Genomic DNA, 25,795 nt, shown 5'->3' with positions numbered 1-25,795 from the left:
TCCAGCACCGCACCCGAGACCGCACCGGAGGCACGCGCCATGGACACCGAACAGGAACCCGTCATCTCCGACCCCGTCATCTCGGTACGCGGCGCCACCGCCGCGCTCGGCTCGCGCCCGGTGCTGCGCGGTATCGATCTCACCGTGCACCGCGGCGAGGTCGTCGCCCTGCTCGGCGCCAACGGGTCCGGCAAGTCGACCGCCGTACGCGCGGTGATCGGCCAGGTCCCGCTCACCGGCGGCTCGATAGAACTCTTCGGCAGCCCGCTGAGGCGGTTCAGGCAGTGGGCGCGCATCGGTTACGTGCCGCAGCGCACCACCGCCGCCGGCGGGGTGCCCGCGACAGTGCGCGAGATCGTCTCGTCCGGCCGGCTCGCCCGTACGAAGCTGCGGTGGCCGTCCAGGGCCGACCGCGCGGCCGTCTCACGCGCTATCGAGCTGGTGGGGCTCAGCGACCGCGCGGGCGACTCCGTGGGCGCGCTCTCCGGCGGCCAGCACCAGCGGGTGCTGATCGCGCGGGCGCTGGCGTCCGAGCCCGATCTGCTGATCATGGACGAGCCGATGGCCGGGGTCGACCTGGCCAGCCAGGAGATCCTCGCCTCGACGCTGCGCGAGCAGGTGGCCGCCCGGACGACCGTGCTGCTGGTCCTGCACGAGCTGGGGGCGCTGGAACCGCTGATCGACCGCGCCGTCGTCCTGCGCGACGGCTGCGTCACGCACGACGGACCCCCACCCTCCATGGGCGACGCCCTGGACCGGCACTCCCCCATGCCGGGCCACGACCACGTACACCCGCACGCGCCGGCCGGGCCGGCCAGGACAGGACTGCTGAGCTGATCATGGAACTTCTCCAGAGCCCCCTGATGCAACGCGCCTTGCTCGCCGCCGTCCTGGTCGGCATCACCGCCCCCGCCATCGGCATCTACCTCGTCCAGCGCCGCCAGGCCCTGATGGGCGATGGCATCGGCCATATCGCCATGACCGGGGTCGGTCTCGGCTTTCTGCTCAACTCCAGTCCGGTGTGGATGGCGACGCTGGTCTCGGTCGTCGGCGCCGTCTCGATGGAGCTGATCCGCAGTTACGGCCGGATGCGCGGGGACGTCGCGCTGGCGATGCTCTTCTACGGCGGTATGTCGGGCGGGGTGCTGCTGATCAACCTCTCCCCGACCGGCTCGAACGCCAACCTCTCGTCGTATCTCTTCGGCTCCCTCGCGACCGTCTCGCAGAGCGATGTCACCGCGATCTGCGTACTGGCCGCGTTCGTGATCCTGGTGACGCTCGGGCTGCGCAGGCAGCTCTTCGCGGTCAGCCAGGACGAGGAGTTCGCCCGGGTCACCGGGCTGCCGGTACGGGTGCTCAACCTGCTCATCGCGGTCACGGCTGCCGTCACCGTCACCGTCGCCATGCGGGTGGTCGGGCTGCTGCTTGTGAGCGCCCTGATGGTGGTCCCGGTGGCGGCGGCGCAGCAGCTGACGAAGTCATTCGCGGTCACCTTCGTACTGGCCGTGGTGATCGGCACGGCGGTGACGCTCTCCGGCACCATCACCTCGTACTACCAGGACGTCCCGCCGGGAGCGACAATTGTGCTGCTGGCCATCGTGGTCTTCGTCGCACTGACCGCGCTCGCCGCACCGCTCGCAAGACGGCGTGCACGGGTCGCCCGGGCGGCGGAGGCCGGGGGTGGGCCCGGGGTCCCGGCGACGCGGCGGCCGGTGGAATCGGCCGGGACCTGACGGAGCTGGCACAATGGCCCGACACATGGGCGGGCGACGCACGGCGAGGAGGCACCTGTGACTGCGGGAGCACCAGTACGAGGCAGGTCGACCCGGCAGCGGGCCGCGGTGGCCGCGGCACTCGACGAGGTGGACGAGTTCCGCAGTGCCCAGGAGCTGCACGATGTGCTCAAGCACCGGGGCGACTCGGTCGGGTTGACCACGGTCTACCGCACACTCCAGTCGCTGGCCGACGCCGGCGAGGTCGACGTGCTGCGCACGGGCGACGGCGAGTCGGTGTACCGGCGGTGCTCGACCGGTGAGCACCACCACCATCTGGTCTGCCGCACCTGCGGCAAGGCCGTCGAGGTGGAGGGGCCCGCGGTCGAGAAGTGGGCGGAGTCGATCGCGGCGCAGCACGGGTATGTGAACGTCGCGCACACGATGGAGGTCTTCGGGACCTGCGCGGAGTGCGCGGGGTCCGCGACGGAGAGCTGAGACGGTCCGGGGTCCGGCCCCGGAGAGACGAGAGCGGGATGGTCCGGCCGGACCATCCCGCTCTCGGTTCGCCGGGGCGGACCCCGGTGCGTGCCTGAGCCGTCTCAGGCAGTCGTCGTCTCCTCGATCGCGCCGCCGAACCGCCGGTCCCGCTGGGCGAATTCGAGGCAGGCGCGCCACAGGTCGCGGCGGTCGAAGTCGGGCCAGAGGACGTCCTGGAAGACCATCTCGGCGTACGCGCTCTGCCAGATCAGGTAGTTGGACGTGCGCTGCTCGCCGCTGGGACGCAGGAAGAGGTCCACATCCGGCATGTCCGGGTAGTAGATGTACTTCGCGAAGGTCTTCTCATTGACCTTCCCCGGGTCCAGCTTGCCCGCCGCCACATCGCGGGCGATGGCCTGCGCCGCATCGGCGATCTCCGCGCGCCCGCCGTAGTTGACGCAGAAGTACAGCGTCATCTTGTCGTTGTCCTTGGTCTGCTCCTGCGCGACCTGGAGTTCCTCGACGACCGACTTCCACAGCTTGGGCATCCGGCCCACCCAGCGGATCCTGATCCCCAGCTCGTCCATCTGGTCCCGGCGCCGCCTGATGACATCGCGGTTGAAGTTCATCAGGAAGCGCACCTCGTCGGGCGAGCGCTTCCAGTTCTCGGTCGAGAAGGCGTACAGCGAGAGGTTCTTGACGCCCATCTCGATGCAGCCGTTGAGCACTTCGAGGACGGTGGACTCGCCGACCTTGTGGCCCTCGGTGCGCGGCAGTCCGCGGTCCTTGGCCCAGCGGCCGTTGCCGTCCATGACGATCGCCACATGGTTCGGCACCAGTTCGCCGGGGATCTTCGGCGGCCGGGCGCCCGACGGGTGCACCTCGGGGACCTTGTACTCGCGGTCCTCGCCCCGGTTACGCCCCAGAATCCCGCGTCGTGCCATGTGCTCGTCTCCCTCTCACTACTTCTCTACGTACCGCAACGAGCGCAGCCCGCGCTCCAAGTGCCAGTGCAGATAGGCCGATACGAGCCCGCTGCCCTCCCTGACGTGCCGCGGCTCGGCCGCGTCGGCCGTCGTCCAGTCCCCCGTCAGCAGTGCGCTGAGCAGCCCGACGGCCTCCGCAGAGGGTACGACGCTGCCGGGCACCCGGCAGTCGCCGCACACCGCCCCGCCGCCCGCCACGGAGAAGAACCGGTTCGGTCCCTCCAGGCCGCACTTCGCGCAGTCCTCGAAGCTGGGCGCGTAGCCGTTGACGGCGAGCGAGCGCAGCAGGAACGCGTCGAGGATCAGATTCGGGGCGTGCTCACCACGGGCGAGGGTGCGCAGCCCGCCGATGAGCAGCAGATACTGCTGGACGGACGGCTCGCCCTCGTGGTCGGTGAAGCGCTCCGCCGTCTCCAGCATGGCCGTGCCCGCCGTGTAGCGGGCGTAGTCGCTGACGATCCCGCCACCGTACGGAGCGATGGTCTCACTCTGGGTGCACAGCGGGAGCCCGCGCCCGATCAGTTCGCTGCCGCGCGCGAAGAACTGCACGTCGACATGGGAGAACGGTTCGAGCCGCGCCCCGAATTTGGACTTCGTACGCCGCACGCCCCGCGCGACGGCGCGCACCCGCCCGTGGCCCCGGGTCAGGAGCGTGATGATGCGGTCGGCCTCACCCAGCTTCTGAGTCCGCAGGACGACCCCGTCGTCACGGAAAAGACTCATGGGATCCATTGTCCCGTACGCGCCGGGTCCCCTGCGCAGGGAGCCCCGGATCCGGGCCCGCTCGCGCCCCAGGGCCCGGGCCTGCTCCCGCTCAGGCCCGGCGCCACTCCTCCCACACGCCCGTGAGCTCCGCATCGACCGCCGGAACCACCGTGTCCAGCAGCCGCACCTGCGCTCCCGGGCCCGCCAGGTCCGTGCGGTACGGGTGGGGCGGGCCGCCGGGGGTGGCGCCGAGTGCGGTGACCGAGCCGATGACGCGGTGGGCGCCGAGGATGCCGGGCAGCTCCCGGATGTCCGGGGCGCGCAGGTCCAGGTCCTCGACCAGCAGGTCCTGGCCGTCGTACGTGGCACGGGTCGTCGCCCGTACGCTGCCGCCCCGTTCGCCGGAGCGCCCGAGGACCAGGGTGTCGCGCCAGAGCATCCGGGCCCCGGCGGCCAGCGTGATGTCCATCGTGCGCCGGACGTCCGCACCGGACGAGACCACGAACGGCTTGGCGTCCCAGGTGAGTTCGCCGCCCTCGGCGATGTCGACGCGGGCGTGCCAGGCCGATGTGGAGCCGCGGTGGTCGTACGCGACGAGGCCGGCCGGTTCGACGAGGTGCAGCCGGGCGCCGGGGCCCACGGTGAGGCGCAGGGTCAGCGTGTCGCCCGCCAGGAGTCCGGCGCGGGTCCCGACCAGGGCGATGTGCAGCCCGTCGGGTCCCGGCCGCAGCGGGCGGGGCGCCAGGAAGGCGCCGGGGCTCAGTTCGCGGGCCAGGTGGCGGCCGGCCGCGTCGCGCTCGACGGCGACGACCGTGGGGTCGGCGGCGCCGTCGTCGGGCGCGGTGACGGGCGCGGTGACGGGCGCGGTGACGCCGTTGTCGGGCCCGGTCACGGGTGGCTGTGGCCCTGGCCGTCACCATGGCTGTGCGGGGCCATCGGGCCCGGGTCGGTGGGCACATGGGTACCGGAGCGGTGGCGTACGAGCAACGCCCGTACCCAGTCGGTGAGTTCAGCCACCGATGCCGCATCGTGCTTGGACAGGGCGAGCACCCGGAGCCCGTCGCGGGCCGCCTCCGCGTCGGCGACCATCGCCGGGACGTCGACCTCCACATAGGGTGCGAGGTCGGTCTTGTTGATGACGAGAAGGTCGGCCCCGGTGATGCCGGGCCCGCCCTTGCGTGCCACGTCGCCGCCGCCCGCCACATCGATGCAGAAGAGCTGGGCGTCGGCGAGCGCCGGGCTGAAGGTGGCGGTGAGGTTGTCGCCCCCGCTCTCGATGAGTACCAGGTCGAGCGGCCCGTACGCCTCTTCGAGGTCCTCGACCGCGTCGAGGTTGGCGCTGACGTCGTCGCGGATCGCGGTGTGCGGGCAGGCGCCGGTCTCCACGGCACGGATGCGCTCGGTGGGCAGGACGCCCGCCGAACGCAGGAAACGGGCGTCCTCGTCGGTGTAGATGTCGTTGGTGACGACAGCCATGGAGAGTTCACCGGCGAGCGCCCGGCAGAGGGTCGCCAGGATCGAGCTCTTGCCGGTGCCGACCGGCCCCGCGACACCGAGGCGCAGGGCACGCGGCTGGTTCAGGGGTTCGTTGAAGTGCGGGTGCGGGCGCTGCTGGGTCGGGGGGAGCCGGTTCGGGGGAAGCTGGTTCTCGGTCCGGGGGTCGTTCTCAGGCAAGGAAGAGTCTCCGTTCTCGTCGGTCGTGTTCGAGGGCCCACCCCTCGGTGAGCAGGCCCGCCCTGGCGGGCAGTCCGTCGGGTGTCCGTACGGCGAGGGCTTCCGCCACCGCGGCAGCCGCGTCCGGTTCGGCGGCGAGGATCCATGCCACCGAGTCGAGCGGGTCGCCCGGCAGCAGCTTCAGCGCGGCGGCGGCGACCGTCTGGAGCTCGTCGTAGACCACGCCGTACGCCAGTTCCTCGTCCGACACGTCGAGCACCGCGCCGAGCGCGCCCAGCGTGATGGGCCGCAGGGGGCGCAGGGACGGCGTGTGCGCGGTGCTGAGCGCCGTGACCGCCGGGTGGCCGGGGGCGAGCCTGCGAGCGAGCCGGTGCACGCCCCTGCCGAGCGTCGCCGACGCCGCACGCATCGGCGCCACCGGCGTCCTGGCCGCGAGCGCCCGCTGCACGGGGGCGTAGTCCACCGGGTCCCGTCGCGCGGCCCGCAGTGCGAGCACCGCGGCGGCCGCCTCGGTGACGGTGGTGGTGTGCAGCCTGGCCCGCAGCAGTGCGGGGATCCGGTCGCGGGTGAGCCCGGCCGCCACGGCAGGTTCGAGCCCGGCGCTGTAGGTGTACGCGCCCACCGGCAGGCGCCCGTCCGCGAGCAGCAGGGGCGCGAACCCGGAGGTACGCATCAGAACAGGCTGTACCGCTGGGCGAGCGGCAGTTCGGTGGCCGGGGCGGGCTCCACGAGCTCCCCGTCGATACGGATGGCGAAGGTCTCGGGGTCGACGTCGATCGCCGGGAGCGCCGTGTTGTTGGGCAGATCCGCCTTGGTGAGGTGACGGGTCGGCCGTACGGCGACCAACTCCCGTACCAGACCCAGCCGTTCGGCGAGACCGTCCTCCAGGGCCGCCGGAGCGACGAAGCTGACCGAGAGGTGCGGGGCCGCGTCGGCCGCCGCGGTGTGCCGGAGCAGGACCGGCTGGGTGGTGGGGATCGCGGCGTTGGCATCGCCGAGCGCCGCGCTCACCACCATGCCGCCCTTGAGCACCGCGGCGGGCCTGATGCCGAAGAACGCGGGGTCCCAGAGCACCAGGTCGGCGAGTTTGCCGGGCTCGACCGAGCCGATGACATGGTCGATGCCATGGGCGACCGCCGGGCAGATCGTGTACTTGGCGACATAGCGGCGGGCGCGTTCGTTGTCCGCGGGCAGCTCCGTGCCGCGGTCCCCGAACCGCTGCTTCATGGCGTGCGCGACCTGCCAGGTACGGCAGATGACCTCACCGATACGGCCCATGGCCTGGGCGTCGGACGAGGTGATGGAGAGGGCGCCGATGTCGTGCAGGACGTCCTCGGCGGCGATGGTGGTGGCGCGGATACGGGACTCCGCGAAGGCCAGGTCCTCGGGCACCCGGGGGTTGAGATGGTGGCAGACCATCAGCATGTCGAGGTGCTCGGCGACGGTGTTCACGGTGTGCGGCAGCGTCGGATTGGTGGAGGCCGGCAGCACATTGGGGTGCGAGGCGACCGTGATGATGTCGGGGGCGTGGCCGCCGCCCGCGCCCTCGGCGTGGAAGACGTGGATGCCGCGCCCGGCGATGGCGTCCAGGGTGCCCTCGACGTAACCGGCCTCGTTGAGGCTGTCGCCGTGCAGCGCGACCTGGAGTCCGTAGGTGTCGGCCGCGCGCAGGGCGGCGTCGATGGCGGCGGGCGTGGCGCCCCAGTCCTCGTGGACCTTGTAGCCACCGGCGCCGCCGAGCGCGGCCTCGCGCAGGGATTCCTCGCTGACGGTGGAGCCCTTGCCGAACAGCATGATGTTGAGCGGGATCCGGTCCAGGGAGCGGTGCATCATCGCGAGGTTCCAGGCGCCGGGCGTGACGGTGGTCGCCTTGGACCCCTCACTGGCGCCGGTGCCGCCGCCGATCACGGTGGTGGTGCCCGTGGCGAGCGCCTCGTGCAGCGTCTCCGGCATCAGGAAGTGGACATGGGTGTCGATGGCCCCGGCGGTCAGGATGCGCCCCTCGCCGGACACCACATCGGTACCGGGGCCGATCACCAGGCCGGGGTGGACACCGTCGCTCATGTCGGGGTTGCCGGAGCGGCCGAGTGCGACGATCCGGCCCTCACGGATTCCGACGTCGGTCTTCACGACGCCCCAGTGATCAAGGACCACGACATTGGTGATGACCAGGTCGAGAGCGCCCTCGGCACGGGAGTCGGTGGCCTGGGCCATGGACTCGCGGATGGACTTGCCGCCGCCGAATACGGCTTCGTCGCCGCCGAAGCAGCGGTCCTCCTCGACCTCGATCCAGAGGTCGGTGTCGGCGAGGCGGATCCGGTCACCGGTGGTGGGTCCGTAGAGCGCCGCGTAGGCGGCGCGGGTCATCCGGGCCATCTCAGCCTTCCTCCGTCCGTGCCGGTGCCGTTGGTCCTGTTGGTTCTGTTGGTCCTGTTGGTTCTGCGGGTCCTGTTGGTTCTGCCGGTGCTGTTGGTTCTGCCGGTGCTGTGCGGTCCGTGGGTGCTGTGCGGTCCGTGGGTGCTGTGCGGTCCGTGGGTGCTGTGCGGTCCGTGGGTGCTGTGCGGTCCGTGGGTGCTGTGCGGGCGGGGCTTCCGGGCAGGGCGAGGCCGGGGACCGTCCGCCGCCCGCCGAGCTCCACCAGCGTCACCTCGGCGCCGACCCCGGGTTCGAAGCGCAGCGAGGTGCCGGACGGAATATCGAGCCTGAATCCTTCGGCCGCGGCCCGGTCGAAGGAAAGGGCGGGATTTACATCGGAGAAATGAAAATGCGAGCCGATCTGAATCGGCCGGTCACCATCATTCACCACGTCGAGCCGCAATTGCATGAGGGTTTCATTGATTTCGAGTACGCCTGATCCGGTGCGGATCTCCCCGGGGATCACGGGATCGGCGAGGTGATCGTGACGAGCTTGCGCCCGTCGGGGAAGGTCGCTTCGACCTGAACGTCGTGCAGCATCTCCGGCACACCTTCGAGCACGTCAGCGCGGGTAAGAACGTTCCTGCCCGCCGTCATGAGGTCGACGACACGGGCACCTTCGCGGGCCCGTTCCATCGCCCAGCAGGCAAGCAGCGCCACTGCCTCGGGATAGTTCAGACGTACGCCGCGTTCACGCCGGTCACGGGCGACCATTCCGGCTACGCTCAGCAGCAATTTCTCCGTGTCGGACGGAGTGAGAAGCATGGGAAACCTCCATGGCGGCACTCTCCGGAATTCCCGGAATCGCCACAGCCACATCCCTCTTATAAACCCATCGACGGCGCTGTGGCAACTTTCAGCGCACCATAAAAAGTCCCCTTCTGGGGTTATGACCCACTAAATACGGGCAAACCATCCGAAATCTCTGCGCCATTCAGCCCTGCGACGCACCGGATCCGAGCACCCCTGCGGTGAAGTCCGCCAGATGCGCCCGTACCTGTTCACGGCTCATCCGCTCCTGGCCGACGAGGTGTTCCACGAGGTCGGCACGGATGGCGGCGAGCAGCGCGTGCGCGGTGTAGCCACTGCCGGCAGGGCCGGGGATCTCCTCCAGCGCACTTCGCAGCAGACCGTGCCACCGCTCGTAGTGCTCCGCCAGGTACGGACTGGCCGAGCCCGCACCTTCCAGAGCCAGCGCGAGGTGGCGGTTGTCGAGCTTGAAGCAGAGCAGGGCGTCGAGCAGGGCCGGTACGCGCACCAGCGGCGGAGCGGCGGGCCCCAGGGGCGCAGGCCCCTCTTCGGCCGCGCTCCTGGCCGGCGCGAGCCGGGCTTCGTACAGCGCGCGGATCAGGCCGTTGCGGTCACCGAAGGCCCGGAAGAGCGTCGCCTTGCCCACACCGGCCGCCGCCGCGATGTCGGCCATCGTGACGGTCTCGGGGCTTTCACAGTGGGCGAAAAGGTCGTCGGCCGCGGCGAAGACGGCCGCCCGGTTGCGGGCCGCGTCCTTGCGTGGCTTGCGCTCGGGCATCGGTTCCTCCAGTTGCAAAGCGGACCCGTGGTCCGTATCGTCCGATGAAACGGACCCAGGGTCCGTATCGTACGGGACGGAGCACCCATGACCACGGACACGACACCGGCACCGGCACCAGCACCGGCACCGGCACCGGCACCGGCACCGGCGGACCTGTACCGCCACGGCCTTCGACTGCTGCTGGACAAGGACATCGACGGCTGGGTCGGCCTCTGGGACGAGAACGGGGTCTTCGAGTTCCCGTTCGCGCCGGACGGCTGGCCCAAGCGGCTGGAGGGAAAGGCCGCGGTCGCCGACTACATGCGCGGCTACCCCGACCACATCGACCTCCACGACTTCCCGTCCGTCGAGATCCACCGGACCACCGCCCCGCAGACCATCGTGGTCGAAATGCGCGGGGTGGGCCGGCTGGTGCAGACCGGCAGCCCCTTCGACATGACCTATATCGCCGTGGTGACCGTCGCCGACGGGCTCATCACCCACTACCGCGACTACTGGAACCCACTCACCGTCCTCCAGGACCCGACGACCGTCTTCACCGGGAGCAACTGATGGCCACATCCGGCACCACCCTCGTCATCGGCGCGACCGGCACCACCGGCAGCCGTGTCACCGCCCGGCTCGTGGCCGGCGGACACCGGGTCGGGGCGGCCGGCCGTCGCGCCACCCCGGTGGACGGCGCCGAGGCCGTCCGCTTCGACTGGGACTCCCCTGCGACCTTCGGCGCAGCCCTGACCGGCGCCGACCGCGTCTATCTGGTCCCACCGCCCGGCTCGCCCGATCCGGCCGCCGTGATGCTGCCCTTCCTGCGGCAGGCCCGTACGGCAGGTGTGCGCCGCGCGGTGCTGCTCAGCTCTTCGGCGATCCCGGCCGGCGGCCCGGCCGTCGGGCAGGTGCACCAGGCGCTGCCGGATCTGTTCGGTGAATGGGCCGTGCTGCGGCCCTCCTGGTTCATGCAGAACTTCACCGGCGACCACCTCCACGCACAGAGCATCCGGGACCGCGGGACCATCGAGACCGCGACCGGCGACGGCCGCGTCGCGTTCGTGGACGCGGACGACATCGCCGCCGTCGCCGTACACGCGCTGACCGATGCCCAGGCCCCCAACACCGATCTGGTCATCACCGGGCCCGAGACGCTGAGCCACCGGGAGATCGCCGACCTGATCACAGAGATCACCGGCCGGAGCGTCACCCACCGGCAGCTGAGCCACGAGCAGCTGCGGGAACGGCTGACCGGCGTCGTCCCTGCCGGCTTCGCCGAACTGCTCGCCGGTCTGGACCGGGCCATCGCCGAGGGATCCGAGGACCGCACCACCGAAACCGTCCAGCGGCTCACCGGCCGCCCACCGCGCGACTTCCGTACGTTCTTCCGTACGGCCTTCCGCACGTGCGCGGAGCACGAGTTGGCGTGACGCGCGGGTACGGGCGCGTCCTCAGTACGGTGTGCGCGCCGCCTCAGGAAGGTGTCCGCGCCGCTGCCGCCAGCAGCCGGGCCGTGTCCTCCGTGCAGAGCTGGAGTGCGCCGCCGACCGTCGCGAGCACCTCGCGCTCCGCCGGGCTGTACGGGCCGTCGGCGAGGGCGATCCGGGCGCCCTGGAGCAGGATCGACTCCCGGCCCACCGGGGCAAGATGCGGCGCCAGCGGCTGCAGCGACTCGTGCAGCTCGATGGTGAGCGCCGCCCCGCACGGCTCGGTGTCCGTGACGAACCGGCCGGTGTCCGCGGCGAGCGCCTCGACCAGGGCGGTGAGCTGCTCCTCGGTGCACTCGTCGAATCCGGCGGCCCGGACCGTGGAGACAGCGGTCTCGACCACCGCGTGGGAGCCGGTGCCACCCGCGGTGAGGACGGCGAGCGTCACGGTGTGGACGGCGTCGCGCAGCATCGCCGAGAAGCGCGTCGTGGTCGGGCGGTCGAGGGTGTCGGTGGAGAACTGCGTCCAGCAGGCGGCGCATTCGACCACCGGGCCGGTCCGGCCGCGCGAGAGGAGTGGCAGGCCGAGCACGGTGAGCCTGCGGCGGCCTGTCAGGCGGCGGTAGTTGCGGTCTCCCCCGCAGTCCGCACAGAAGAACTCGCCGTCGCCGACCGTGTCCCAGGAGGTACGGACGGCCCAGATGATCGACTTCTTGCCGCTTCGTCCACGGACTGACAGCACGGCTCACCTCCGTAACACCGGCAACGCTCCGTTGCGCTGCGCTCCACCACGCCCGTGTCCCCCGGTTGTTCCGTTGGACACGGGGCCGCCATGTGGACGTGATGTTAGCCACATCGATGATGCGGCGTCAGCACCCTGACAGGAGATGGCTTGGTCCCGACCATCGCCGAGAGCGACGCGGACCCGGGAAGGGAGAGGTCAGAAGCGTTCCGCACGACCGGGACCGCCGAAAAACCGACGGCGGGGCCGTACCCGTAAGAAGAATCTGCGGGACGGCCCCGGTCGGGCGGAGCGTGGTGCGGGAGTGGGCGGCGGGGCCCAGGGGTCAGCGGGCGGCCCTGTTCACCGCGGAGACGACCGCCTTCAGCGAGGCACGTGTGGTGTTGGCGTCGATGCCGATGCCCCACATGACCTTGCCGTCGATCGCACACTCGATGTACGAGGCGGCCAGCGCGCTCGCGCCCTCGCTCATCGTGTGCTCCTGGTAGTCCAGCAGCCGGGCGTCCACACCGGTCTCGGACAGCGCGGCGAAGAAGGCCGAGATCGGACCGTTTCCGGTGCCCGACAGCGCCGTCTCGACCCCGTCCACAACGGCCTCGACCGTCAGGGTGTCCCTGCCGTCGGTGTCCGTCGTGGTCTGGCCGGAACGCAGCTGGATCCGGCCCCAGCGGGTGTCGCCGTCGACGGAGCTGGGCAGGTACTCGTCCTGGAAGATCGCCCAGATGTCCTTCGGCGTGACCTCGCCGCCCTCGGCGTCGGTCTTCGTCTGGATGATCTTCGAGAACTCGATCTGCATCCGGCGCGGCAGGTCCAGCTTGTGCTCGTTCTTCAGGACGTACGCGATACCGCCCTTGCCGGACTGCGAGTTGACCCGGATCACGGCCTCGTACGAGCGGCCGACGTCCTTGGGGTCGATCGGCAGGTACGGGACGGCCCACTCGATGTCGTCGACCGTCTTGCCCTGGGCGGCCGCGTCGGCCTCCATCGCGTCGAAGCCCTTCTTGATGGCGTCCTGGTGGGAGCCGGAGAAGGACGTGTAGACCAGGTCGCCCGCGTAGGGGTGGCGGGGGTGGATCTCCATCTGGTTGCAGTACTCGGCGGTGCGGCGCACCTCGTCGATCTGCGAGAAGTCGATCTGCGGGTCGACGCCCTGGCTGAACAGGTTCATGCCCAGCGTCACCAGGTCGACGTTGCCGGTGCGCTCGCCCTGCCCGAACAGACAGCCCTCGATACGGTCGGCGCCCGCCATGATGGCCAGTTCGGCGGCGGCGACGGCGGTGCCGCGGTCGTTGTGCGGGTGGACGGACAGGCAGACGAACTCGCGGCGCGACAGATTGCGCGACATCCACTCGAAGCGGTCCGCGTGCGTGGACGGCGTCGAACGCTCCACGGTGGCGGGCAGGTTGAGGATGATCTCGCGTCCGGCCTCGGGCTGCCAGACGTCCATGACCGCCTCGCAGACCTCCAGGGCGAAGTCCAGCTCGGTGTCCGTGAAGATCTCCGGGCTGTACTGGTAGCCGAAGGTCGTCTCGGGGCCCAGGATCTTCTCGGCGTACTCCATCACCAGACGGGTGCCGTCCACGGCGATCTGCTTGATGTCGTCCTTGGAGCCACGGAAGACGACCCGGCGGAAGGTCGGCGCGGTCGCGTTGTAGAGGTGCACGGTCGCGCGGTGCGCGCCGCGCAGCGACTCGACGGTGCGCTCGATCAGGTCCTCACGGGCCTGGGTCAGGACGGAGATGGTCACGTCCTCGGGGATCGCGCCCTCTTCCTCGATGATCGAGCGTACGAAGTTGAAGTCGGTCTCGCCGGAGGCCGGGAAGCCGACCTCGATCTCCTTGTAGCCCATCTTCACCAGCAGGTCGAACATCTCGCGCTTGCGGGCCGGCGACATGGGGTCGATCAGGGCCTGGTTGCCGTCGCGCAGATCGGTGGACAGCCAGCGGGGGGCCTGGGTGATCCGGTTGTCGGGCCAGCTGCGGTCGGGGATCTCGACGGCTTCGTACTGGCCGTACTTGTGCACCGGCATTCCGGAGGGCTTCTGCATCCGGGTGGCGTTGGTGATCGGCGTGGGGTGCGACATCTGCGTAGGGCTCCTCGGGATCCAGCGGGGGAAGGCCGACTGTGCCGCTACAGCACCAGACTCCGCGGGGAGGGGGTCGACCTACGACTACAGGCCCTCGCCGCGGCAGCTAAGGAGAAGCAGCCCGAAACGCATGATGTTCCGCAGCCTAGCCCAGCGGCACCTGGAACGCCGCTCCCGTATCAGTATGCGGGACACCCGGCAGTCACCGTCGGCGCGGTGCCGGGTCACTCTTTCTCGTCAATCACCGTCGCAACCAGTGACAACTTCCTTACGCAGTGCCACATTCGGAGACATGACTGACACTCCTGAGATGACTGGCACCACCGGCCCGACCGGCCCGACCACTCGTTCCGTCTTCTGCACGATCATTCCGCCGCACATCCTCAGCAAGCTCGCCGAAGCCGACGACCCGGAGCTCTCCGGTCCGGCCCGCCGCACCCTTGAGGCGGACGACTCGCACCGCAGCCGGCGCCGGACGGCCGTGGCCGCCACCGTGCGCGACACCGGCGGCGTATCGGGACCGGCCGACCCGGCGCCCAGGACACCGAAGCGCACCATCTACGACGCCGGGCACGGCACCCAGCTGCCCGGCACCAAGGTCCGCGCGGAGGGCGCGCAGCCGGGCAAGGACGCGACGGTCAACCGGGCGTACGCGGGCCTCGGCGCCACCTTCGAGCTGTACCTCAAGGCGTACGGGCGGTATTCGATCGACGGCAAGGGGCTGGCGCTCGACGCGAGCGTCCACTACGACCGGAAGTACAACAACGCCTTCTGGGACGGCAGCCAGATGGTCTTCGGCGACGGTGACGGGCAGATCTTCCTCGACTTCACCATCCCGGTGGACGTCATCGGCCACGAACTCACCCACGGCGTCACGCAGTACACCGCGAACCTGGCCTACTCCGGCCAGTCCGGTGCGCTCAATGAGTCGGTCTCGGACGTCTTCGGCTCGCTCATCAAGCAGTACGCCCTGGGCCAGACCGCCGACCAGGCCGACTGGCTGATCGGCGCCGGCCTCCTGGCGCCGCGCGTCTCGGGGGTCGCGCTGCGCTCGATGAAGGCGCCCGGCACCGCGTACGACGACGATGTCCTCGGCAAGGACCCGCAGCCCGGGACGATGAAGGGGTTCGTCAGGACCACCGACGACAACGGCGGGGTCCACGTCAACTCCGGTATCCCCAACCACGCCTTCTACCTGCTGGCGGACGCCCTGGGCGGCAAGGCCTGGGAGCGGGCCGGGCAGATCTGGTACGACACCCTGACCGGCGGCGACCTGCCGGCCGACGCGAGCTTCGCGGACTTCGCCCGGCTGACGGTCAAGGCCGCCCAGGCCCGCTTCGGCAGCGGCGACGAGCAGGAGGCGGTGACCAAGGCGTGGTCCACGGTCGGCGTCCCGACCGGCTCGTAGGAGGCCGATCGCGTAACGGACCGATCGCGTAAGAGGCAGATAGTGGGTAGACAGGTCCCATGCGTATCCAGGTAAGGCGCACGGGAGGCTTCGCCGGTATCGAGCGCCGGGCCGAGGTGGACACCTCGGCCCGGCCCGATGCCGGCGAGTGGCACGAGCTGGCCGAAGAGGCGGTGGCGGCGGGCCACGACGCACCGCCCCAGGGGGTGCCCGACGGGTTCAACTACCGGATCACGGTGGACGACCGGACGGTGTACTGCACGGACCCGCGGCTCAGCGAGGCGCAGCGGTCGCTGATCTCGCGGGTGCTGAAAGAGGGTGCGTAGCGGGCGGGGCGTAGCGGGCCGGGTCCCTCCGCGCCGGAATCAGCGGTTCAGAACCCGAGCTTCCGCAGCTGCTTCGGGTCCCGCTGCCAGTCCTTCGCCACCTTCACATGCAGGTCAAGGAAGACCGGCGTGCCGAGCAGCGCCTCGATCTGCTTGCGGGACTTCATGCCGACGTCCTTCAGACGGGCGCCCTTGGGGCCGATGATGATGCCCTTCTGGCTCGGCCGCTCGATGTATACGTTCGCGTGGATGTCGAGCAGCGGCTTCTCCGCGGGCCGGTTCTCGCGGGGCAGCATCTCCTCGACGACGACGGCGATGGAGTGCGGCAGCTCGTCCCGTACGCCCTCCAGCGCGGCCTCCCGGATCAGCTCCGCGACCATCACCATCTCGGGCTCGTCCGTGAGGTCGCCCTCCGGGTAGAGCGGGGGGCTCAGCGGCAGCAGCGGGGCGATGAGGTCGGCGAGGAGCGAGACCTGCTGGTCACCGACGGCGGAGACCGGGATGATCTCGGCCCATTCGAAGCCGAGTTCCGTGGCGAGCTGGTCGATGGCGATGAGCTGCTCGGCGAGCTGCTTGCCGTCGACCAGGTCGGTCTTGGTGACCACGGCGATCTTCGGGGTCTTCTTGATCCCGGCCAGTTCCTTGGCGATGAACTTGTCGCCGGGGCCGAGCTTCTGGTCGGCGGGGACGCAGAAGCCGATGACGTCGACCTCGGCCCAGGTGGTCCGTACGACGTCGTTGAGCCGCTCGCCCAGCAGCGTGCGCGGCTTGTGGAGGCCGGGGGTGTCCACCAGGATCAGCTGGGCGTCGGGGCGGTGCACGATGCCGCGCACCGTGTGGCGGGTGGTCTGCGGCCGGCTGGAGGTGATCGCCACCTTCTTGCCGACGAGAGCGTTCGTGAGAGTGGACTTGCCCGCGTTGGGGCGGCCGACGAAGCAGGCGAAACCGGCCCGGTGGGCGGCTTCGGATGACTGGGTGTGAACGCTCATGGCGCCCATTCTCCCCGATCGTCCGGTGGACGCCGACCAGGTGGCCCCGCGGTGAGTTCCCGGTAACCGTCCCGCGACACGAAATACGGACGAAACACGGGTGCAGCCGTGTGGAAACGCGAAAGCGGGAACCTCTACCGCAACGTAACCGGAGAGGTGACCCCCCTGTGACGCATGCGACGCCTGCGACACCCCTGCCATCGCTGACCACCCTGGCCGCCGGTATCGACAGCGGCGACACCGCCTGGCTGCTCGCCGCGACCGCGATGGTGCTGCTGATGACACCCGGCCTCGCACTCTTCTACGGCGGGATGGTCCGCACCAAGAGCGTGCTGAACATGCTGATGATGAGCTTCGTGTCGATCGCGCTCGTCACCGTGGTCTGGCTGCTTGCGGGCTATTCGCTGGTCTACGGCCCCGACGCGTTCGGCGGCCTGATCGGCGGGCTCGGCCATGCCGGGATGGCCGGTATCGCCCCGGGCAGTGTGCACGGCTCCGTGCCGACGCTGCTCTTCGCCACCTTCCAGCTCACCTTCGCGATCGTCACGGCCGCGCTGATCAGCGGGGCCATCGCGGACCGGGCGAAGTTCGGCGCGTGGCTGGTCTTCGTCCCCGTGTGGACGCTGCTCGTATACGTCCCCGTGGCGCACTGGGTCTGGGGGCCCGGCGGCTGGATCCTCAGCGATCTGAAGGCACTGGACTTCGCGGGCGGTATGCCGGTCGAGATCGTCTCGGGCGCTTCGGGGCTCGCGCTCTGTCTGGTGCTCGGGCCGCGGCTCGGCTTCAAGAAGGACTCGATGCGCCCGCACAACCTGCCGATGGTGGTGATGGGCGCGGGGCTGCTCTGGTTCGGCTGGTTCGGCTTCAACGCGGGCTCGGCGCTCGGCGCCAACGGGCTGGCTGCGGCCGCCTTCCTGAACACCCTCGCCGCCGGCTGCACCGGCCTCCTCGGCTGGCTCTTCGTCGAACAGAAGCGGGACGGCCACCCGACCACGCTGGGCGCCGCGTCCGGCGCGGTGGCCGGGCTGGTCGCGATCACCCCGTCCTGCGGTGCGGTCGGGCTGGTCGGGGCGCTGGTCGTCGGGCTCGCGGCCGGGGTGCTCTGCTCGTACGCGGTCGGCTGGAAGTTCCGGCTGAACTACGACGACTCCCTGGATGTCGTCGGGGTGCACCTGGTGGGCGGGGTCGTCGGGACGCTGCTGATCGGGCTGTTCGCGACCGCGGGAATGACGGGCGGCGCGCGGGGGCTGCTGTACGGCGGCGGGCTCGGCCAGCTGGGCCGGCAGAGCGCCGGTGTGCTCGCGGTCGCGGTGTACGCGTTCGCCGTGACGTACGGCATCGGCAAGGGAATCGACCGGCTGACCGGCTTCCGGGCCGACGAGGAACACGAGCAGCAGGGCCTCGACCTGACGGTGCACGCCGAGAGCGCCTACGATCACGGCGTGCTGGGCCACGGAGCCCCGCTCTCCGCCTCCGTGCTGCAGAAGGTCAAGCCATGAAGCTGGTCACCGCGGTCGTCAAGCCGCACAAGCTCGACGACGTCAAGACCGCCCTCCAGGAACTCGGGGTCAACGGCCTGACGGTCACCGAGGCGAGCGGATACGGCAGGCAGCGCGGGCACACCGAGGTCTACCGCGGCGCCGAGTACCGCGTCGACCTCGTCCCGAAGGTCCGGATCGAGGTGGTCGTCGGCGACGAGGAGAGCGAGGCAGTCATCGACGCGGTGGTACGGGCCGCCCACACCGGCAAGATCGGTGACGGCAAGGTCTGGGCCGTGCCGGTGGAGACGGTCGTACGCGTCAGGACGGACGAGCGCGGCCCCGACGCGCTCTGAGACACGACCGCCGCACACCGAGACATGACCACCGCGCTCCGAACATGGCCGCCGCACTCCGGACATGACCCGCCACCGCGGCCGGCGGCACCCGGGAGGCAGTCGAAGCGGTTCAGCCCGCCGTGACCGTCGTCCGCAGGGTGCCGTCGGGGCCCGCCAGCAGCACCGGGGTACCGGCTCCGCCCAGGTCCTTCACCGCGGCACGGTCCTCGTCGGGCACCTCGCCGGCGGCGCTGACCACGGCGGCGGCCTCCAGCGACCGCGCCCCGCTCGCCACCGCCATCGCGACGGCGGTCCGCAGCGCCGAGAGCTTCAGCGAGTCGAGCTCGACGCTGCCCGCGACATACGTACGCCCGGTCTCGTCCCGTACTGCGGCCCCCTCGGGCACCCCGTTACGGGCCCGGGCGCTGCGCGCCAGCGTGATGATCTTGCGGTCCTCGGCGTCCGGGACCTGAGCCCCGGCCGCCGGACCGCCCGTACCAACACCCGTACCGCTGCCCGTACCGCTGTCTGCGCTGTTCGCTGCGTCGTCGCTCATGGGCAGAGCATAAAGAGCCCGCACCGGTCAGTTGGCGACCGGGTACATCGAGCCCCTGCGGCCCTCGGGCGACGCCAGCCACTGGAGCTTGGCCTCCGTCCCCGTGTCGGGCAGCGGGGTGTGCAGCACGATCGCCAGATCGGGCCGGGCCGGGACCCTCAGCTGGGTGGACTCGACGAACAGCGTCCCGACCACCGGATGCTCCAGCTCCTTGCGGACCTGCCCGCCCGGCGCGATGTCCCGGCGCTCCCACAGCTCGGCGAACTCGGCGCTGCGCTCCTTCGCCTCGGTGACGACCGCCTGGAACCCGTCGTCGTCGGGGCACTCCGAGCAGGCGGCCCGGAACTGCGCGACCACCTGGTGCGCGATGGACTCCCAGCCCTTGGCGCGGGCCCGGTAGACGGGGTCGGTGAAGAACGCGATCAGACAGTTCTGCACGAGGCCGGGGCGCATGGCCAGCGTCATCGCCGCAGCGTCGTTGTACATGATCGTGTTCCAGTACTGGTCCATGATGTGCGCCGGGAACGGCATCCACGCGTCGATCAGCCGCTTCAGCCCGTCGCACATGTCGACGTTGGCCGGATCGACCTCCTGCGGCGGCGGGTTCAGCCCGGCCAGCACATAGAGATGGCGGCGCTCGGCGCTGCTCAGTTTCAGCACCCGGCCCACCGAGTCCAGGACCTGCGGCGACACCGTGATGTCCCGGCCCTGCTCAAGCCACTGGTACCAGGAGACGCCCACCCCCGCGAGGACGGCGACCTCCTCGCGCCGCAGCCCCGGTGTACGCCGCCGCCCGCCGCCGTCGGGCAGCCCCGCCTCGGCCGGAGTGATCCTGGCCCGCCGGCTCATCAGGAACTCCCGCAGCTCACTGAGCCGGTGTGCCTTGGTGCCGGGCCTGGGCCCTTCCGCCCCGCTCTCGATCGGACTCGCCACTACATCTCCCCCTGTACGGCTGCCTGGTGGTGCGGCCACCAGCATAAGTACCCGCTCCCCACGATTGTTCCCGGAGCCCGAAGCTCGGGACATGGCGATCGATACCTCACCCGCACTCACCCCGACTCCCGCCCCACCAGCAGCCGACGACCGGCTCACCGGCCGGGCCAGGCTCGTCCTGCTCGTCCTGTGCGCGGCCCAGTTCATGGTGGCGCTCGACTTCTCCGTACTCAACGTGGCGCTCCCGGTGCTCGGCCAGGACCTGGGCATGACCCGGGCCGGGCTCCAGTGGGCCGTCACCGCCTTCGCACTGCCCTCCGGCGGCTTCCTTCTGCTCTTCGGCCGGATCGCCGACCTCTTCGGCCGGCGCAAGCTGTTCCTCACGGGTCTCGCCGTCTTCGGCACGGCCTCGCTGGTCGCGACCTTCGCCTGGAACCAGGAGGTCTTCCTCACCGGCCGGGCCCTCCAGGGTCTGGGCGCCGCGGTCATCGTGCCGACCGGGATGTCCCTGCTGACCACCACGTTCCCCGAAGGCCCGCAGCGCGACCGGGCGCTGGGCATCAGCGGCACCCTGCTCTCGCTCGGCTTCACCGTCGGCATGGTGCTGGGCGGCGTCCTGACGGACACACTGGGCTGGCGCTCGACCATGGGCCTGCTGGGCGCCGCAGCGGTGATCGTGCTCGCCCTGGCTCCCCGGCTGCTCACCGAGTCGCGCCACTCCGAGCGGCCGCGGCTCGACATCCCCGGAGCGGTGACCGTCACCGGCGGGCTGCTCGCGATGATCTACGCACTGTCGACGGCGGCCCAGCGCGGCTTCGGCCACACCGAGGTCCTGGTGTCGCTGGTGCTGGGCATCGCCCTGCTGGCCGGCTTCGTGGTCGTCGAATCCCGCGCCGACGCCCCGCTGGTGTCCCTGCCGATGCTGAAGCGGCGCACCGTGGCCTGGGGCAACCTGGGCGGGCTCATCACCTTCTCGATGATGTCGACGGTGGTCTTCGTCCTGACCCTGTACCTCCAGGAGGTCCTGCACCTGTCGAGCTTCCGGACAGGGCTGATCTTCGGTGTCCAGGGCCTGGCATCGGTGGCCGCCGGAATGGCCGCCCCGAAGGTCATCGGACGGTTCGGTTCCCGCCGGGTGCTGGTCGGTTCGCTGCTCGCCCAGGGCCTGTTCATCGCCACGATGGTGGGACTCGGCGCCCACTCGGGGGTCTGGCTGGCCACGGTCGCCGTCTCGGTGGCCAGCATGGCCCACCTGGGCGCGATCATCTCGTACGGGCTGACCGTCACCTCGGGTGTGCCGGACGCCGAACAGGGCCTGGCCACCGGGCTCGTCACCACCACCCAGCAGGTCGGCATCACCATCGGCATCCCGCTGCTGGGGGTCCTGGCCACCACCCGGACCGACCTCTTCGACGGGGTGCGGACCGTGCTGGGCATCGCGGCGGCGATTCTCGTCGGGACCGCGGTGCTGGTGGCGGCGGGGCTCAGCCGGCGCAGCCGTGACCGCGGCCGCACCGCTTGAAAGGCCTTGGAGGTCAGGCGCGGTCGAGCCGCAGGCGCTCCGCCTTCGGCAGACCGGCCACCACCAGGTCGTACGAATCCTCGATGAGCTCACGGACCAGACGGTCGGGCAGCGGCCCGACCGTCACCGTGTTCCAGTGGCGCTTGTTGAGATGCCAGCCGGGGACGACCGCCTCGTACTCGGCGCGCAGCCGGACCGCTTCGTCCGGGTCGCACTTGAGCGAGATCTGCAGCGGGTCACCGTCGAGGTGGCTCAGGGCGAAGACCTTGCCGCACACCTTGAACACCGAGGTCTCCGGACCGAACGGGAACTCCTCGGCCGCGGCGTTGAATTCCAGGCAGAACGCCCTGAGCTGCTGCGGTGTCATCCCGCTGCCTCCTCCACATCGGCGACCGGCTCGGCCAGCACGGTCACGATCTTGTTCCGGCGGCCCGCGGGGGACTCGGCGGTGAGCCGCAGCCGCCTGCCGTCCGGCAGGTCGACGGTCGCGGACGCTCCCGCGATCGGCACCCGGCCGAGGGCCTTGGCCAGCAGACCGCCGACGGTCTCCACGTCCTCGTCGTCGTACTCGTCCAGGCCGTACAGCTCGCCCAGATCCTCGATGTCCAGGCGGGCGGTGACCCGGAAGCGGCCCTCGCCCACGTCCTCCACCTGCGGCAGCTCACGGTCGTACTCGTCGGTGATCTCGCCGACGATCTCTTCGAGGATGTCCTCGATGGTGACGATGCCCGCCGTGCCGCCGTACTCGTCGATGACGACGGCGACATGGTTGCGGTCCTGCTGCATCTCGCGCAGGAGATCACCGGCGTTCTTGGTGTCGGGCACGAAGACGGCGGGGCGCATCGCAGTGGAGACGAGGTCGGTCTCCGCGTCCCGGCTGATGTGGGTCTTCCTGACCAGGTCCTTGAGGTAGACGACGCCGACGATGTCGTCCTCGTTCTCCCCGGTCACCGGGATCCGTGAGAAGCCCGAGCGCAGCGCCAGCGTGGTGGCCTGACGGATCGTCTTGGAGCGCTCGATGCAGACCAGGTCGGTGCGCGGGACCATCACCTCACGGACCAGGGTGTCGCCCAGCTCGAAGACGGAGTGCACCATCCGGCGCTCGTCGTCCTCGATCAGCGACTCCTGCTCGGCGAGGTCGACCATGGCGCGCAGCTCGGCCTCGGACGCGAACGGGCCCTTGCGGAAGCCTTTTCCGGGAGTCAGCGCGTTACCGATGAGGATCAGCAGCTGCGGGACCGGGCCCATCACGCGGGCGAGCGGCAGCAGCACATAGGCGGCAGCGGTCGCCGTGTTCAGCGGGTGCTGGCGGCCGATGGTGCGCGGCGAGACGCCGACGGCCACATAACTCACCAGCACCATCAGGGCGATGGCCAGTGCCAGCGCCTGCCAGGTCTCGGACAGCTCCTGGAGGCAGACATAGGTGACGAGGACCCCGGACGCCATCTCGCAGGCGACCCGCACGAGGAGCGCCACATTGAGATACCGGGTCGGGTCGGTGGCGATCTGCGCCAGCTTCTCGCTGCCGCGCCGCCCCGACCGTACGGCCTCGGCGGCCCGGAAGCTCGATGTACGGGCGATACCCGTCTCGGCGCAGGCCGCCAGCCAGGCGACCACGACCAGCGCGACCGCACCGACGATCAGCTGCGCGGTCATGAGACGGTCGGCGCCGGTGAGGGGCCGGTGTGTCCCTTCTCCGTCCGCCAGCCGTCGACGATCGCGGCCTGGAGGCCGAACATCTCGGCCTTCTCGTCGGGCTCCTCGTGGTCGTAGCCCAGCAGGTGCAGCACCCCGTGGACGGTCAGGAGCTGGAGCTCCTCGTCCATGGAGTGCTGCGTCGGGGCTTCCTCGCCCTGCTGCTTGGCGACCTCGGGGCAGAGCACGATGTCACCGAGGAGCCCCTGCGGAGGCTCCTCGTCGTCCTTGGCCGGCGGACGCAGCTCGTCCATCGGGAAGGACATGACATCCGTGGGACCCGGCAGGTCCATCCACTGGATGTGCAGTTGCTCCATGGCCTCGGTGTCCACGACGATCACGGACAGCTCGGAGAGCGGGTGGATCCGCATCCGGGTGAGGGCGTAGCGGGCGATGTCGAGGATCGCCTGCTCGTCGACCTCGGTTCCGGACTCGTTGTTGACGTCGATCGACATGGGGCCTGCTGACTCTTTCGGTCTGTGCCTACAGCCGTTTCCGGCTGTCGCGCTTCTCGCCGGCGCGCTTCTCGCCGCCGTGTTTCTCGCTGTCCTGCTTCTGGTTGTCGTGCTTCTCGTACGCGTCGACGATACGGCCGACGAGCTTGTGCCGGACGACATCCTCCGTGGTGAGCCGGGAGAAGTGCACGTCGTCGATGCCCTCCAGGATGTCCTGCACCTGACGCAGCCCGCTCTTCGTGCCGCTCGGCAGGTCGACCTGGGTGACGTCACCGGTGACGACGATCTTCGAGTCGAAGCCGAGGCGGGTGAGGAACATCTTCATCTGCTCGGCGCTGGTGTTCTGCGCCTCGTCGAGGATGATGAACGCGTCATTCAGGGTGCGGCCCCGCATATAGGCCAGCGGCGCCACCTCGATCGTCCCCGCCGCCATCAGCCGGGGGATCGAGTCCGGGTCCAGCATGTCGTGGAGCGCGTCGTACAGCGGGCGCAGATACGGGTCGATCTTGTCGAAGAGCGTGCCGGGGAGGAAGCCGAGCCGCTCCCCCGCCTCGACGGCCGGGCGGGTCAGGATGATCCGGCTGACCTGCTTGGACTGCAGGGCCTGGACCGCCTTGGCCATCGCGAGGTACGTCTTGCCGGTGCCCGCCGGACCGATGCCGAAGACGATGGTGTTCTTGTCGATGGCGTCGACGTACCGCTTCTGGTTGAGCGTCTTGGGGCGGATCGTGCGGCCGCGGCTGGACAGGATGTTCTGGGTCAGGACCTCGGCGGGGGTCTCGCCCCCCGGCTCGCCCTCGCCGTTCTCGCTGGCCCGGAGCATGGCGATCGAGCGTTCCACAGCGTCCTCCGTCATCGGCTGCCCGGTGCGGAGCACCAGCATCATCTCGTCGAACAGGCGCTGGATCAGGGCGACATCGGCCGCCGCTCCTGTGGCACTGATCTCATTGCCCCGGACATGGATATCGGCCGCCGGGAACGCCGTTTCGATCACGCGCAACAGCGAGTCGCCCGAGCCGAGCAGCATCACCATGGGGTGTGCGGCCGGGACCGTGATGTGGGCACGCGCCTGCGGCTGTGTAGGTGTCTGAGTCATGGGCCGGCCCTCGGGCCTGCGCATACCTCCCGTTGCAGGGTTCTCGCTGCTCGACAACCTCTGGATCTCCAAGCCTACGACGCCGCACTGACAACGCCAGGGTTTTTACGGCGTGCGGAAGCCGATCGTCGGCACGGCCCGGCGCAATGGCCAGGAACGGGCCGCCGCGGGCAGCAGTTCCTCCAGGAAGGCGTACCGGCGCAGCGCGGCCCGGTCCTGGCCCGCGCAGGTCCGCACCTGCTGCCACCAGGCGGCGACCTCGGCCCAGCCGGGTGCCGAGAGCGAGCCGCCGAATTCCTGGACCGAGAGCGCCGCCGTGAGCCCCGCGAAGGCCAGCCGGTCGGCGAGCGGCCAGTCCGCCAGCGTCCCGGTGACGAAGCCCGCGACGAAGACGTCGCCCGCGCCCGTCGGGTCGAGTGCCTCGACCTCGATGGCGGGCACCGAAGCGGCCTCGCCGGTGGATCCGTCCACCGCGTACGCCCCCTCTGCACCCAGTGTGACGACGGCCAGCGGGACCTTCTCGGCGAGGGCGTGGGCCGCGGCGCGCGGGCAGTCGGTGCGGGTGTAGCGCATCGCCTCCTCGGCGTTGGGCAGGAACGCCTCGCAGTGCTCCAGGTCGGCGAGGCACCCCAGGTCCCAGCGTCCGGTCTCGTCCCAGCCGACGTCGGCGAAGACCTTCGTACCGCGGTCGGCGGCGTGCAGCACCCACTCCTCGCGGCTGCCGGGCCCCAGTGAGGCGATGGCGGCGCGGGCGCGCGGCGGGCAGCTGGGGTAGCTGCTGAAGGGGGGTGGTGCCTCGTGGCCGTGCGAGACCATGGTGCGCTCGCCCTCGTACGCCATGGAGACGGTGACCGGGGAGTGCCAGCCGGGCACGGTGTGGGAGCGCGACAGGTCGATCTGCTCGCCCTGTTCCAGGGCGTCCCAGCAGTACTCGCCGTAGTGGTCGTCGCCGAACGCCGCGGCGAGCGAGGTGTGCAGCCCGAGCCGGGCCAGCGCGGTGGCCATGTTGGCCACCCCGCCGGGGCTCGAACCCATGCCGCGTGCCCAGGACTCGGTGCCGCGCACCGGTGCGCTGTCGAGGCCGGTGAAGATGATGTCCAGGAAGACCGTGCCGGTCAGATAGACGTCACAGGGCGGATCGTCGGGACGGCGGGTCTCCTTCAGCGGGTCAAGGGCGGGCTCGGCAGGAATGGCCACCGTATGCTCCAACGGGTCGCGAACTGGCCAACGGTGCGGTTGGAGACCAGTCTGCACCA

29 protein-coding genes are annotated in these 25,795 nt (G+C 70.4%); 10 read left to right on the top strand and 19 right to left on the bottom strand.

What is annotated here, in order from left to right:
* Positions 1-39 precede the first annotated feature (39 nt).
* From OG385_RS22950 to OG385_RS22940, 3 genes are read left to right on the top strand one after another with little or no spacing between them, the layout of a single operon-like run.
* Positions 40-837 carry a metal ABC transporter ATP-binding protein gene (locus OG385_RS22950; RefSeq protein WP_266861094.1) on the top strand — a complete coding sequence of 266 codons (798 nt, stop codon included), beginning with the start codon at positions 40-42 and terminating at the stop codon, positions 835-837.
* Entirely contained in the window at positions 834-1,733 is a 900-nt protein-coding gene (locus tag OG385_RS22945) for a metal ABC transporter permease (protein ID WP_266861092.1), read from the top strand. The genes OG385_RS22950 and OG385_RS22945 overlap by 4 nt, the downstream gene beginning before the upstream one ends.
* Positions 1,734-1,790: 57 nt before the next feature.
* Positions 1,791-2,210 (top strand): Fur family transcriptional regulator, encoded by a 420-nt coding sequence (locus OG385_RS22940; protein ID WP_266857190.1) that lies wholly within the window; start codon positions 1,791-1,793, stop codon positions 2,208-2,210.
* 104 nt (positions 2,211-2,314) lie between these two features.
* Here OG385_RS22940 and OG385_RS22935 read toward each other — a convergent pair whose 3' ends face one another.
* From OG385_RS22935 to OG385_RS22895, 9 genes are all read right to left on the bottom strand, one after another.
* Positions 2,315-3,136 carry an isoprenyl transferase gene (locus tag OG385_RS22935; protein ID WP_266857188.1) on the bottom strand — a complete coding sequence of 274 codons (822 nt, stop codon included), beginning with the start codon at positions 3,134-3,136 and terminating at the stop codon, positions 2,315-2,317.
* Between the two features lie 18 nt (positions 3,137-3,154).
* A complete protein-coding gene (recO, locus tag OG385_RS22930) occupies positions 3,155-3,901 on the bottom strand; it encodes a DNA repair protein RecO (protein WP_266857187.1) in 747 nt (248 codons plus the stop codon).
* Positions 3,902-3,992: 91 nt separating this feature from the next.
* A complete protein-coding gene (locus tag OG385_RS22925) occupies positions 3,993-4,658 on the bottom strand; it encodes an urease accessory protein UreD (RefSeq protein ID WP_266861091.1) in 666 nt (221 codons plus the stop codon).
* Between the two features lie 113 nt (positions 4,659-4,771).
* Positions 4,772-5,464 carry an urease accessory protein UreG gene (gene ureG / locus OG385_RS22920; RefSeq protein WP_266861090.1) on the bottom strand — a complete coding sequence of 231 codons (693 nt, stop codon included), beginning with the start codon at positions 5,462-5,464 and terminating at the stop codon, positions 4,772-4,774.
* Between the two features lie 85 nt (positions 5,465-5,549).
* Complete coding sequence (locus OG385_RS22915; RefSeq protein WP_266857185.1) at positions 5,550-6,230, bottom strand: urease accessory protein UreF; 681 nt, start codon at positions 6,228-6,230, stop codon at positions 5,550-5,552.
* Positions 6,230-7,933, bottom strand: a complete 1,704-nt coding sequence (locus OG385_RS22910; RefSeq protein ID WP_266857183.1) for an urease subunit alpha — start codon at positions 7,931-7,933, stop codon at positions 6,230-6,232. Before OG385_RS22910 ends, OG385_RS22915 begins: the two co-directional genes overlap by 1 nt.
* Before the next feature lies 1 nt (position 7,934).
* Positions 7,935-8,438 (bottom strand): urease subunit beta, encoded by a 504-nt coding sequence (gene ureB / locus OG385_RS22905; RefSeq protein ID WP_266857181.1) that lies wholly within the window; start codon positions 8,436-8,438, stop codon positions 7,935-7,937.
* The gene (locus tag OG385_RS22900) at positions 8,435-8,737 is read right to left on the bottom strand and encodes an urease subunit gamma (protein ID WP_266857179.1); all 303 of its coding nucleotides are present in this window, start codon (positions 8,735-8,737) and stop codon (positions 8,435-8,437) included. The genes ureB and OG385_RS22900 overlap by 4 nt, the downstream gene beginning before the upstream one ends.
* A gap of 169 nt (positions 8,738-8,906) precedes the next feature.
* A complete protein-coding gene (locus OG385_RS22895) occupies positions 8,907-9,500 on the bottom strand; it encodes a TetR/AcrR family transcriptional regulator (protein WP_266857177.1) in 594 nt (197 codons plus the stop codon).
* An 87-nt stretch (positions 9,501-9,587) separates the two neighbouring features.
* On the opposite strand from OG385_RS22895, the gene OG385_RS22890 reads away from it, so the two are divergent.
* Positions 9,588-10,055: a nuclear transport factor 2 family protein gene (locus tag OG385_RS22890; protein ID WP_266857175.1), complete on the top strand. Its 468-nt coding sequence runs from the start codon at positions 9,588-9,590 to the stop codon at positions 10,053-10,055.
* Positions 10,055-10,918: an NAD(P)H-binding protein gene (locus OG385_RS22885; protein WP_266857173.1), complete on the top strand. Its 864-nt coding sequence runs from the start codon at positions 10,055-10,057 to the stop codon at positions 10,916-10,918. Before OG385_RS22890 ends, OG385_RS22885 begins: the two co-directional genes overlap by 1 nt.
* Positions 10,919-10,961: 43 nt before the next feature.
* Here the strand turns inward: OG385_RS22885 and OG385_RS22880 are convergent, their stop codons facing one another.
* On the bottom strand, positions 10,962-11,657 hold the full coding sequence (locus OG385_RS22880) for a TerB family tellurite resistance protein (protein ID WP_266857171.1): 696 nt from the start codon (positions 11,655-11,657) through the stop codon (positions 10,962-10,964).
* A 325-nt stretch (positions 11,658-11,982) separates the two neighbouring features.
* Positions 11,983-13,740 carry a 2-isopropylmalate synthase gene (gene leuA, locus OG385_RS22875; protein WP_266857170.1) on the bottom strand — a complete coding sequence of 586 codons (1,758 nt, stop codon included), beginning with the start codon at positions 13,738-13,740 and terminating at the stop codon, positions 11,983-11,985.
* Between the two features lie 313 nt (positions 13,741-14,053).
* On the opposite strand from leuA, the gene OG385_RS22870 reads away from it, so the two are divergent.
* Positions 14,054-15,151 carry a M4 family metallopeptidase gene (locus OG385_RS22870; RefSeq protein ID WP_266857168.1) on the top strand — a complete coding sequence of 366 codons (1,098 nt, stop codon included), beginning with the start codon at positions 14,054-14,056 and terminating at the stop codon, positions 15,149-15,151.
* A 59-nt stretch (positions 15,152-15,210) separates the two neighbouring features.
* Positions 15,211-15,477, top strand: coding sequence for a protealysin inhibitor emfourin (locus tag OG385_RS22865; protein ID WP_266857166.1), 267 nt, complete (start codon positions 15,211-15,213; stop codon positions 15,475-15,477).
* A 47-nt stretch (positions 15,478-15,524) separates the two neighbouring features.
* Here OG385_RS22865 and era read toward each other — a convergent pair whose 3' ends face one another.
* Entirely contained in the window at positions 15,525-16,466 is a 942-nt protein-coding gene (era, locus tag OG385_RS22860; protein ID WP_266857163.1) for a GTPase Era, read from the bottom strand.
* Between the two features lie 203 nt (positions 16,467-16,669).
* Here era and OG385_RS22855 point away from each other — a divergent pair, with 203 nt between their 5' ends.
* A complete protein-coding gene (locus tag OG385_RS22855; protein WP_323183944.1) occupies positions 16,670-17,965 on the top strand; it encodes an ammonium transporter in 1,296 nt (431 codons plus the stop codon).
* The gene (locus OG385_RS22850; protein ID WP_266857161.1) at positions 17,962-18,300 is read left to right on the top strand and encodes a P-II family nitrogen regulator; all 339 of its coding nucleotides are present in this window, start codon (positions 17,962-17,964) and stop codon (positions 18,298-18,300) included. Before OG385_RS22855 ends, OG385_RS22850 begins: the two co-directional genes overlap by 4 nt.
* Before the next feature lie 112 nt (positions 18,301-18,412).
* Here OG385_RS22850 and OG385_RS22845 read toward each other — a convergent pair whose 3' ends face one another.
* Complete coding sequence (locus tag OG385_RS22845) at positions 18,413-18,838, bottom strand: cytidine deaminase (RefSeq protein ID WP_266857159.1); 426 nt, start codon at positions 18,836-18,838, stop codon at positions 18,413-18,415.
* A 27-nt stretch (positions 18,839-18,865) separates the two neighbouring features.
* On the bottom strand, positions 18,866-19,687 hold the full coding sequence (locus OG385_RS22840; RefSeq protein ID WP_266861086.1) for a helix-turn-helix transcriptional regulator: 822 nt from the start codon (positions 19,685-19,687) through the stop codon (positions 18,866-18,868).
* A gap of 175 nt (positions 19,688-19,862) precedes the next feature.
* Between OG385_RS22840 and OG385_RS22835 the strand changes: the two genes are divergently transcribed.
* Positions 19,863-21,293, top strand: a complete 1,431-nt coding sequence (locus tag OG385_RS22835) for an MFS transporter (RefSeq protein WP_266857157.1) — start codon at positions 19,863-19,865, stop codon at positions 21,291-21,293.
* Positions 21,294-21,306: 13 nt separating this feature from the next.
* Here the strand turns inward: OG385_RS22835 and OG385_RS22830 are convergent, their stop codons facing one another.
* The 5 genes from OG385_RS22830 to OG385_RS22810 all read right to left on the bottom strand — a co-directional run bounded on the left by OG385_RS22830 (position 21,307) and on the right by OG385_RS22810 (position 25,730).
* Positions 21,307-21,660 carry an MmcQ/YjbR family DNA-binding protein gene (locus OG385_RS22830; RefSeq protein WP_266857155.1) on the bottom strand — a complete coding sequence of 118 codons (354 nt, stop codon included), beginning with the start codon at positions 21,658-21,660 and terminating at the stop codon, positions 21,307-21,309.
* Complete coding sequence (locus tag OG385_RS22825) at positions 21,657-22,949, bottom strand: hemolysin family protein (RefSeq protein ID WP_266857153.1); 1,293 nt, start codon at positions 22,947-22,949, stop codon at positions 21,657-21,659. Before OG385_RS22825 ends, OG385_RS22830 begins: the two co-directional genes overlap by 4 nt.
* Positions 22,946-23,443, bottom strand: coding sequence for an rRNA maturation RNase YbeY (gene ybeY / locus OG385_RS22820; RefSeq protein WP_266857151.1), 498 nt, complete (start codon positions 23,441-23,443; stop codon positions 22,946-22,948). The genes OG385_RS22825 and ybeY overlap by 4 nt, the downstream gene beginning before the upstream one ends.
* 28 nt (positions 23,444-23,471) lie before the next feature.
* Positions 23,472-24,539 (bottom strand): PhoH family protein, encoded by a 1,068-nt coding sequence (locus OG385_RS22815; RefSeq protein ID WP_266857149.1) that lies wholly within the window; start codon positions 24,537-24,539, stop codon positions 23,472-23,474.
* Positions 24,540-24,644: 105 nt separating this feature from the next.
* The gene (locus OG385_RS22810) at positions 24,645-25,730 is read right to left on the bottom strand and encodes a carbohydrate kinase family protein (protein ID WP_266861084.1); all 1,086 of its coding nucleotides are present in this window, start codon (positions 25,728-25,730) and stop codon (positions 24,645-24,647) included.
* Between the last annotated feature and the right edge of the window lie 65 nt (positions 25,731-25,795).

Source organism: Streptomyces sp. NBC_01306, assembly GCF_026340465.1.
GTDB lineage: Bacteria > Actinomycetota > Actinomycetes > Streptomycetales > Streptomycetaceae > Streptomyces.
The sequence above is the reverse complement of the archived record's forward strand: the minus strand, read 5'-3'. Positions and strand labels throughout refer to the sequence as shown.

Bases quoted from the DNA above. Each gene is read 5' to 3' on its own strand.
- OG385_RS22950 (WP_266861094.1), top strand. From the start codon at position 40: ATGGACACCGAACAGGAACCCGTCATCTCCGACCCCGTCATCTCGGTA.
- OG385_RS22935 (WP_266857188.1), bottom strand. From the start codon at position 3,136: ATGGCACGACGCGGGATTCTGGGGCGTAACCGGGGCGAGGACCGCGAG.
- recO (WP_266857187.1), bottom strand. From the start codon at position 3,901: ATGAGTCTTTTCCGTGACGACGGGGTCGTCCTGCGGACTCAGAAGCTG.
- OG385_RS22915 (WP_266857185.1), bottom strand. From the start codon at position 6,230: ATGCGTACCTCCGGGTTCGCGCCCCTGCTGCTCGCGGACGGGCGCCTG.
- OG385_RS22910 (WP_266857183.1), bottom strand. From the start codon at position 7,933: ATGGCCCGGATGACCCGCGCCGCCTACGCGGCGCTCTACGGACCCACC.
- OG385_RS22900 (WP_266857179.1), bottom strand. From the start codon at position 8,737: ATGCTTCTCACTCCGTCCGACACGGAGAAATTGCTGCTGAGCGTAGCC.
- OG385_RS22895 (WP_266857177.1), bottom strand. From the start codon at position 9,500: ATGCCCGAGCGCAAGCCACGCAAGGACGCGGCCCGCAACCGGGCGGCC.
- OG385_RS22890 (WP_266857175.1), top strand. From the start codon at position 9,588: ATGACCACGGACACGACACCGGCACCGGCACCAGCACCGGCACCGGCA.
- OG385_RS22885 (WP_266857173.1), top strand. From the start codon at position 10,055: ATGGCCACATCCGGCACCACCCTCGTCATCGGCGCGACCGGCACCACC.
- leuA (WP_266857170.1), bottom strand. From the start codon at position 13,740: ATGTCGCACCCCACGCCGATCACCAACGCCACCCGGATGCAGAAGCCC.
- OG385_RS22870 (WP_266857168.1), top strand. From the start codon at position 14,054: ATGACTGGCACCACCGGCCCGACCGGCCCGACCACTCGTTCCGTCTTC.
- OG385_RS22865 (WP_266857166.1), top strand. From the start codon at position 15,211: ATGCGTATCCAGGTAAGGCGCACGGGAGGCTTCGCCGGTATCGAGCGC.
- era (WP_266857163.1), bottom strand. From the start codon at position 16,466: ATGAGCGTTCACACCCAGTCATCCGAAGCCGCCCACCGGGCCGGTTTC.
- OG385_RS22850 (WP_266857161.1), top strand. From the start codon at position 17,962: ATGAAGCTGGTCACCGCGGTCGTCAAGCCGCACAAGCTCGACGACGTC.
- OG385_RS22845 (WP_266857159.1), bottom strand. From the start codon at position 18,838: ATGAGCGACGACGCAGCGAACAGCGCAGACAGCGGTACGGGCAGCGGT.
- OG385_RS22840 (WP_266861086.1), bottom strand. From the start codon at position 19,687: ATGAGCCGGCGGGCCAGGATCACTCCGGCCGAGGCGGGGCTGCCCGAC.
- OG385_RS22835 (WP_266857157.1), top strand. From the start codon at position 19,863: ATGGCGATCGATACCTCACCCGCACTCACCCCGACTCCCGCCCCACCA.
- OG385_RS22830 (WP_266857155.1), bottom strand. From the start codon at position 21,660: ATGACACCGCAGCAGCTCAGGGCGTTCTGCCTGGAATTCAACGCCGCG.
- OG385_RS22825 (WP_266857153.1), bottom strand. From the start codon at position 22,949: ATGACCGCGCAGCTGATCGTCGGTGCGGTCGCGCTGGTCGTGGTCGCC.
- ybeY (WP_266857151.1), bottom strand. From the start codon at position 23,443: ATGTCGATCGACGTCAACAACGAGTCCGGAACCGAGGTCGACGAGCAG.
- OG385_RS22815 (WP_266857149.1), bottom strand. From the start codon at position 24,539: ATGACTCAGACACCTACACAGCCGCAGGCGCGTGCCCACATCACGGTC.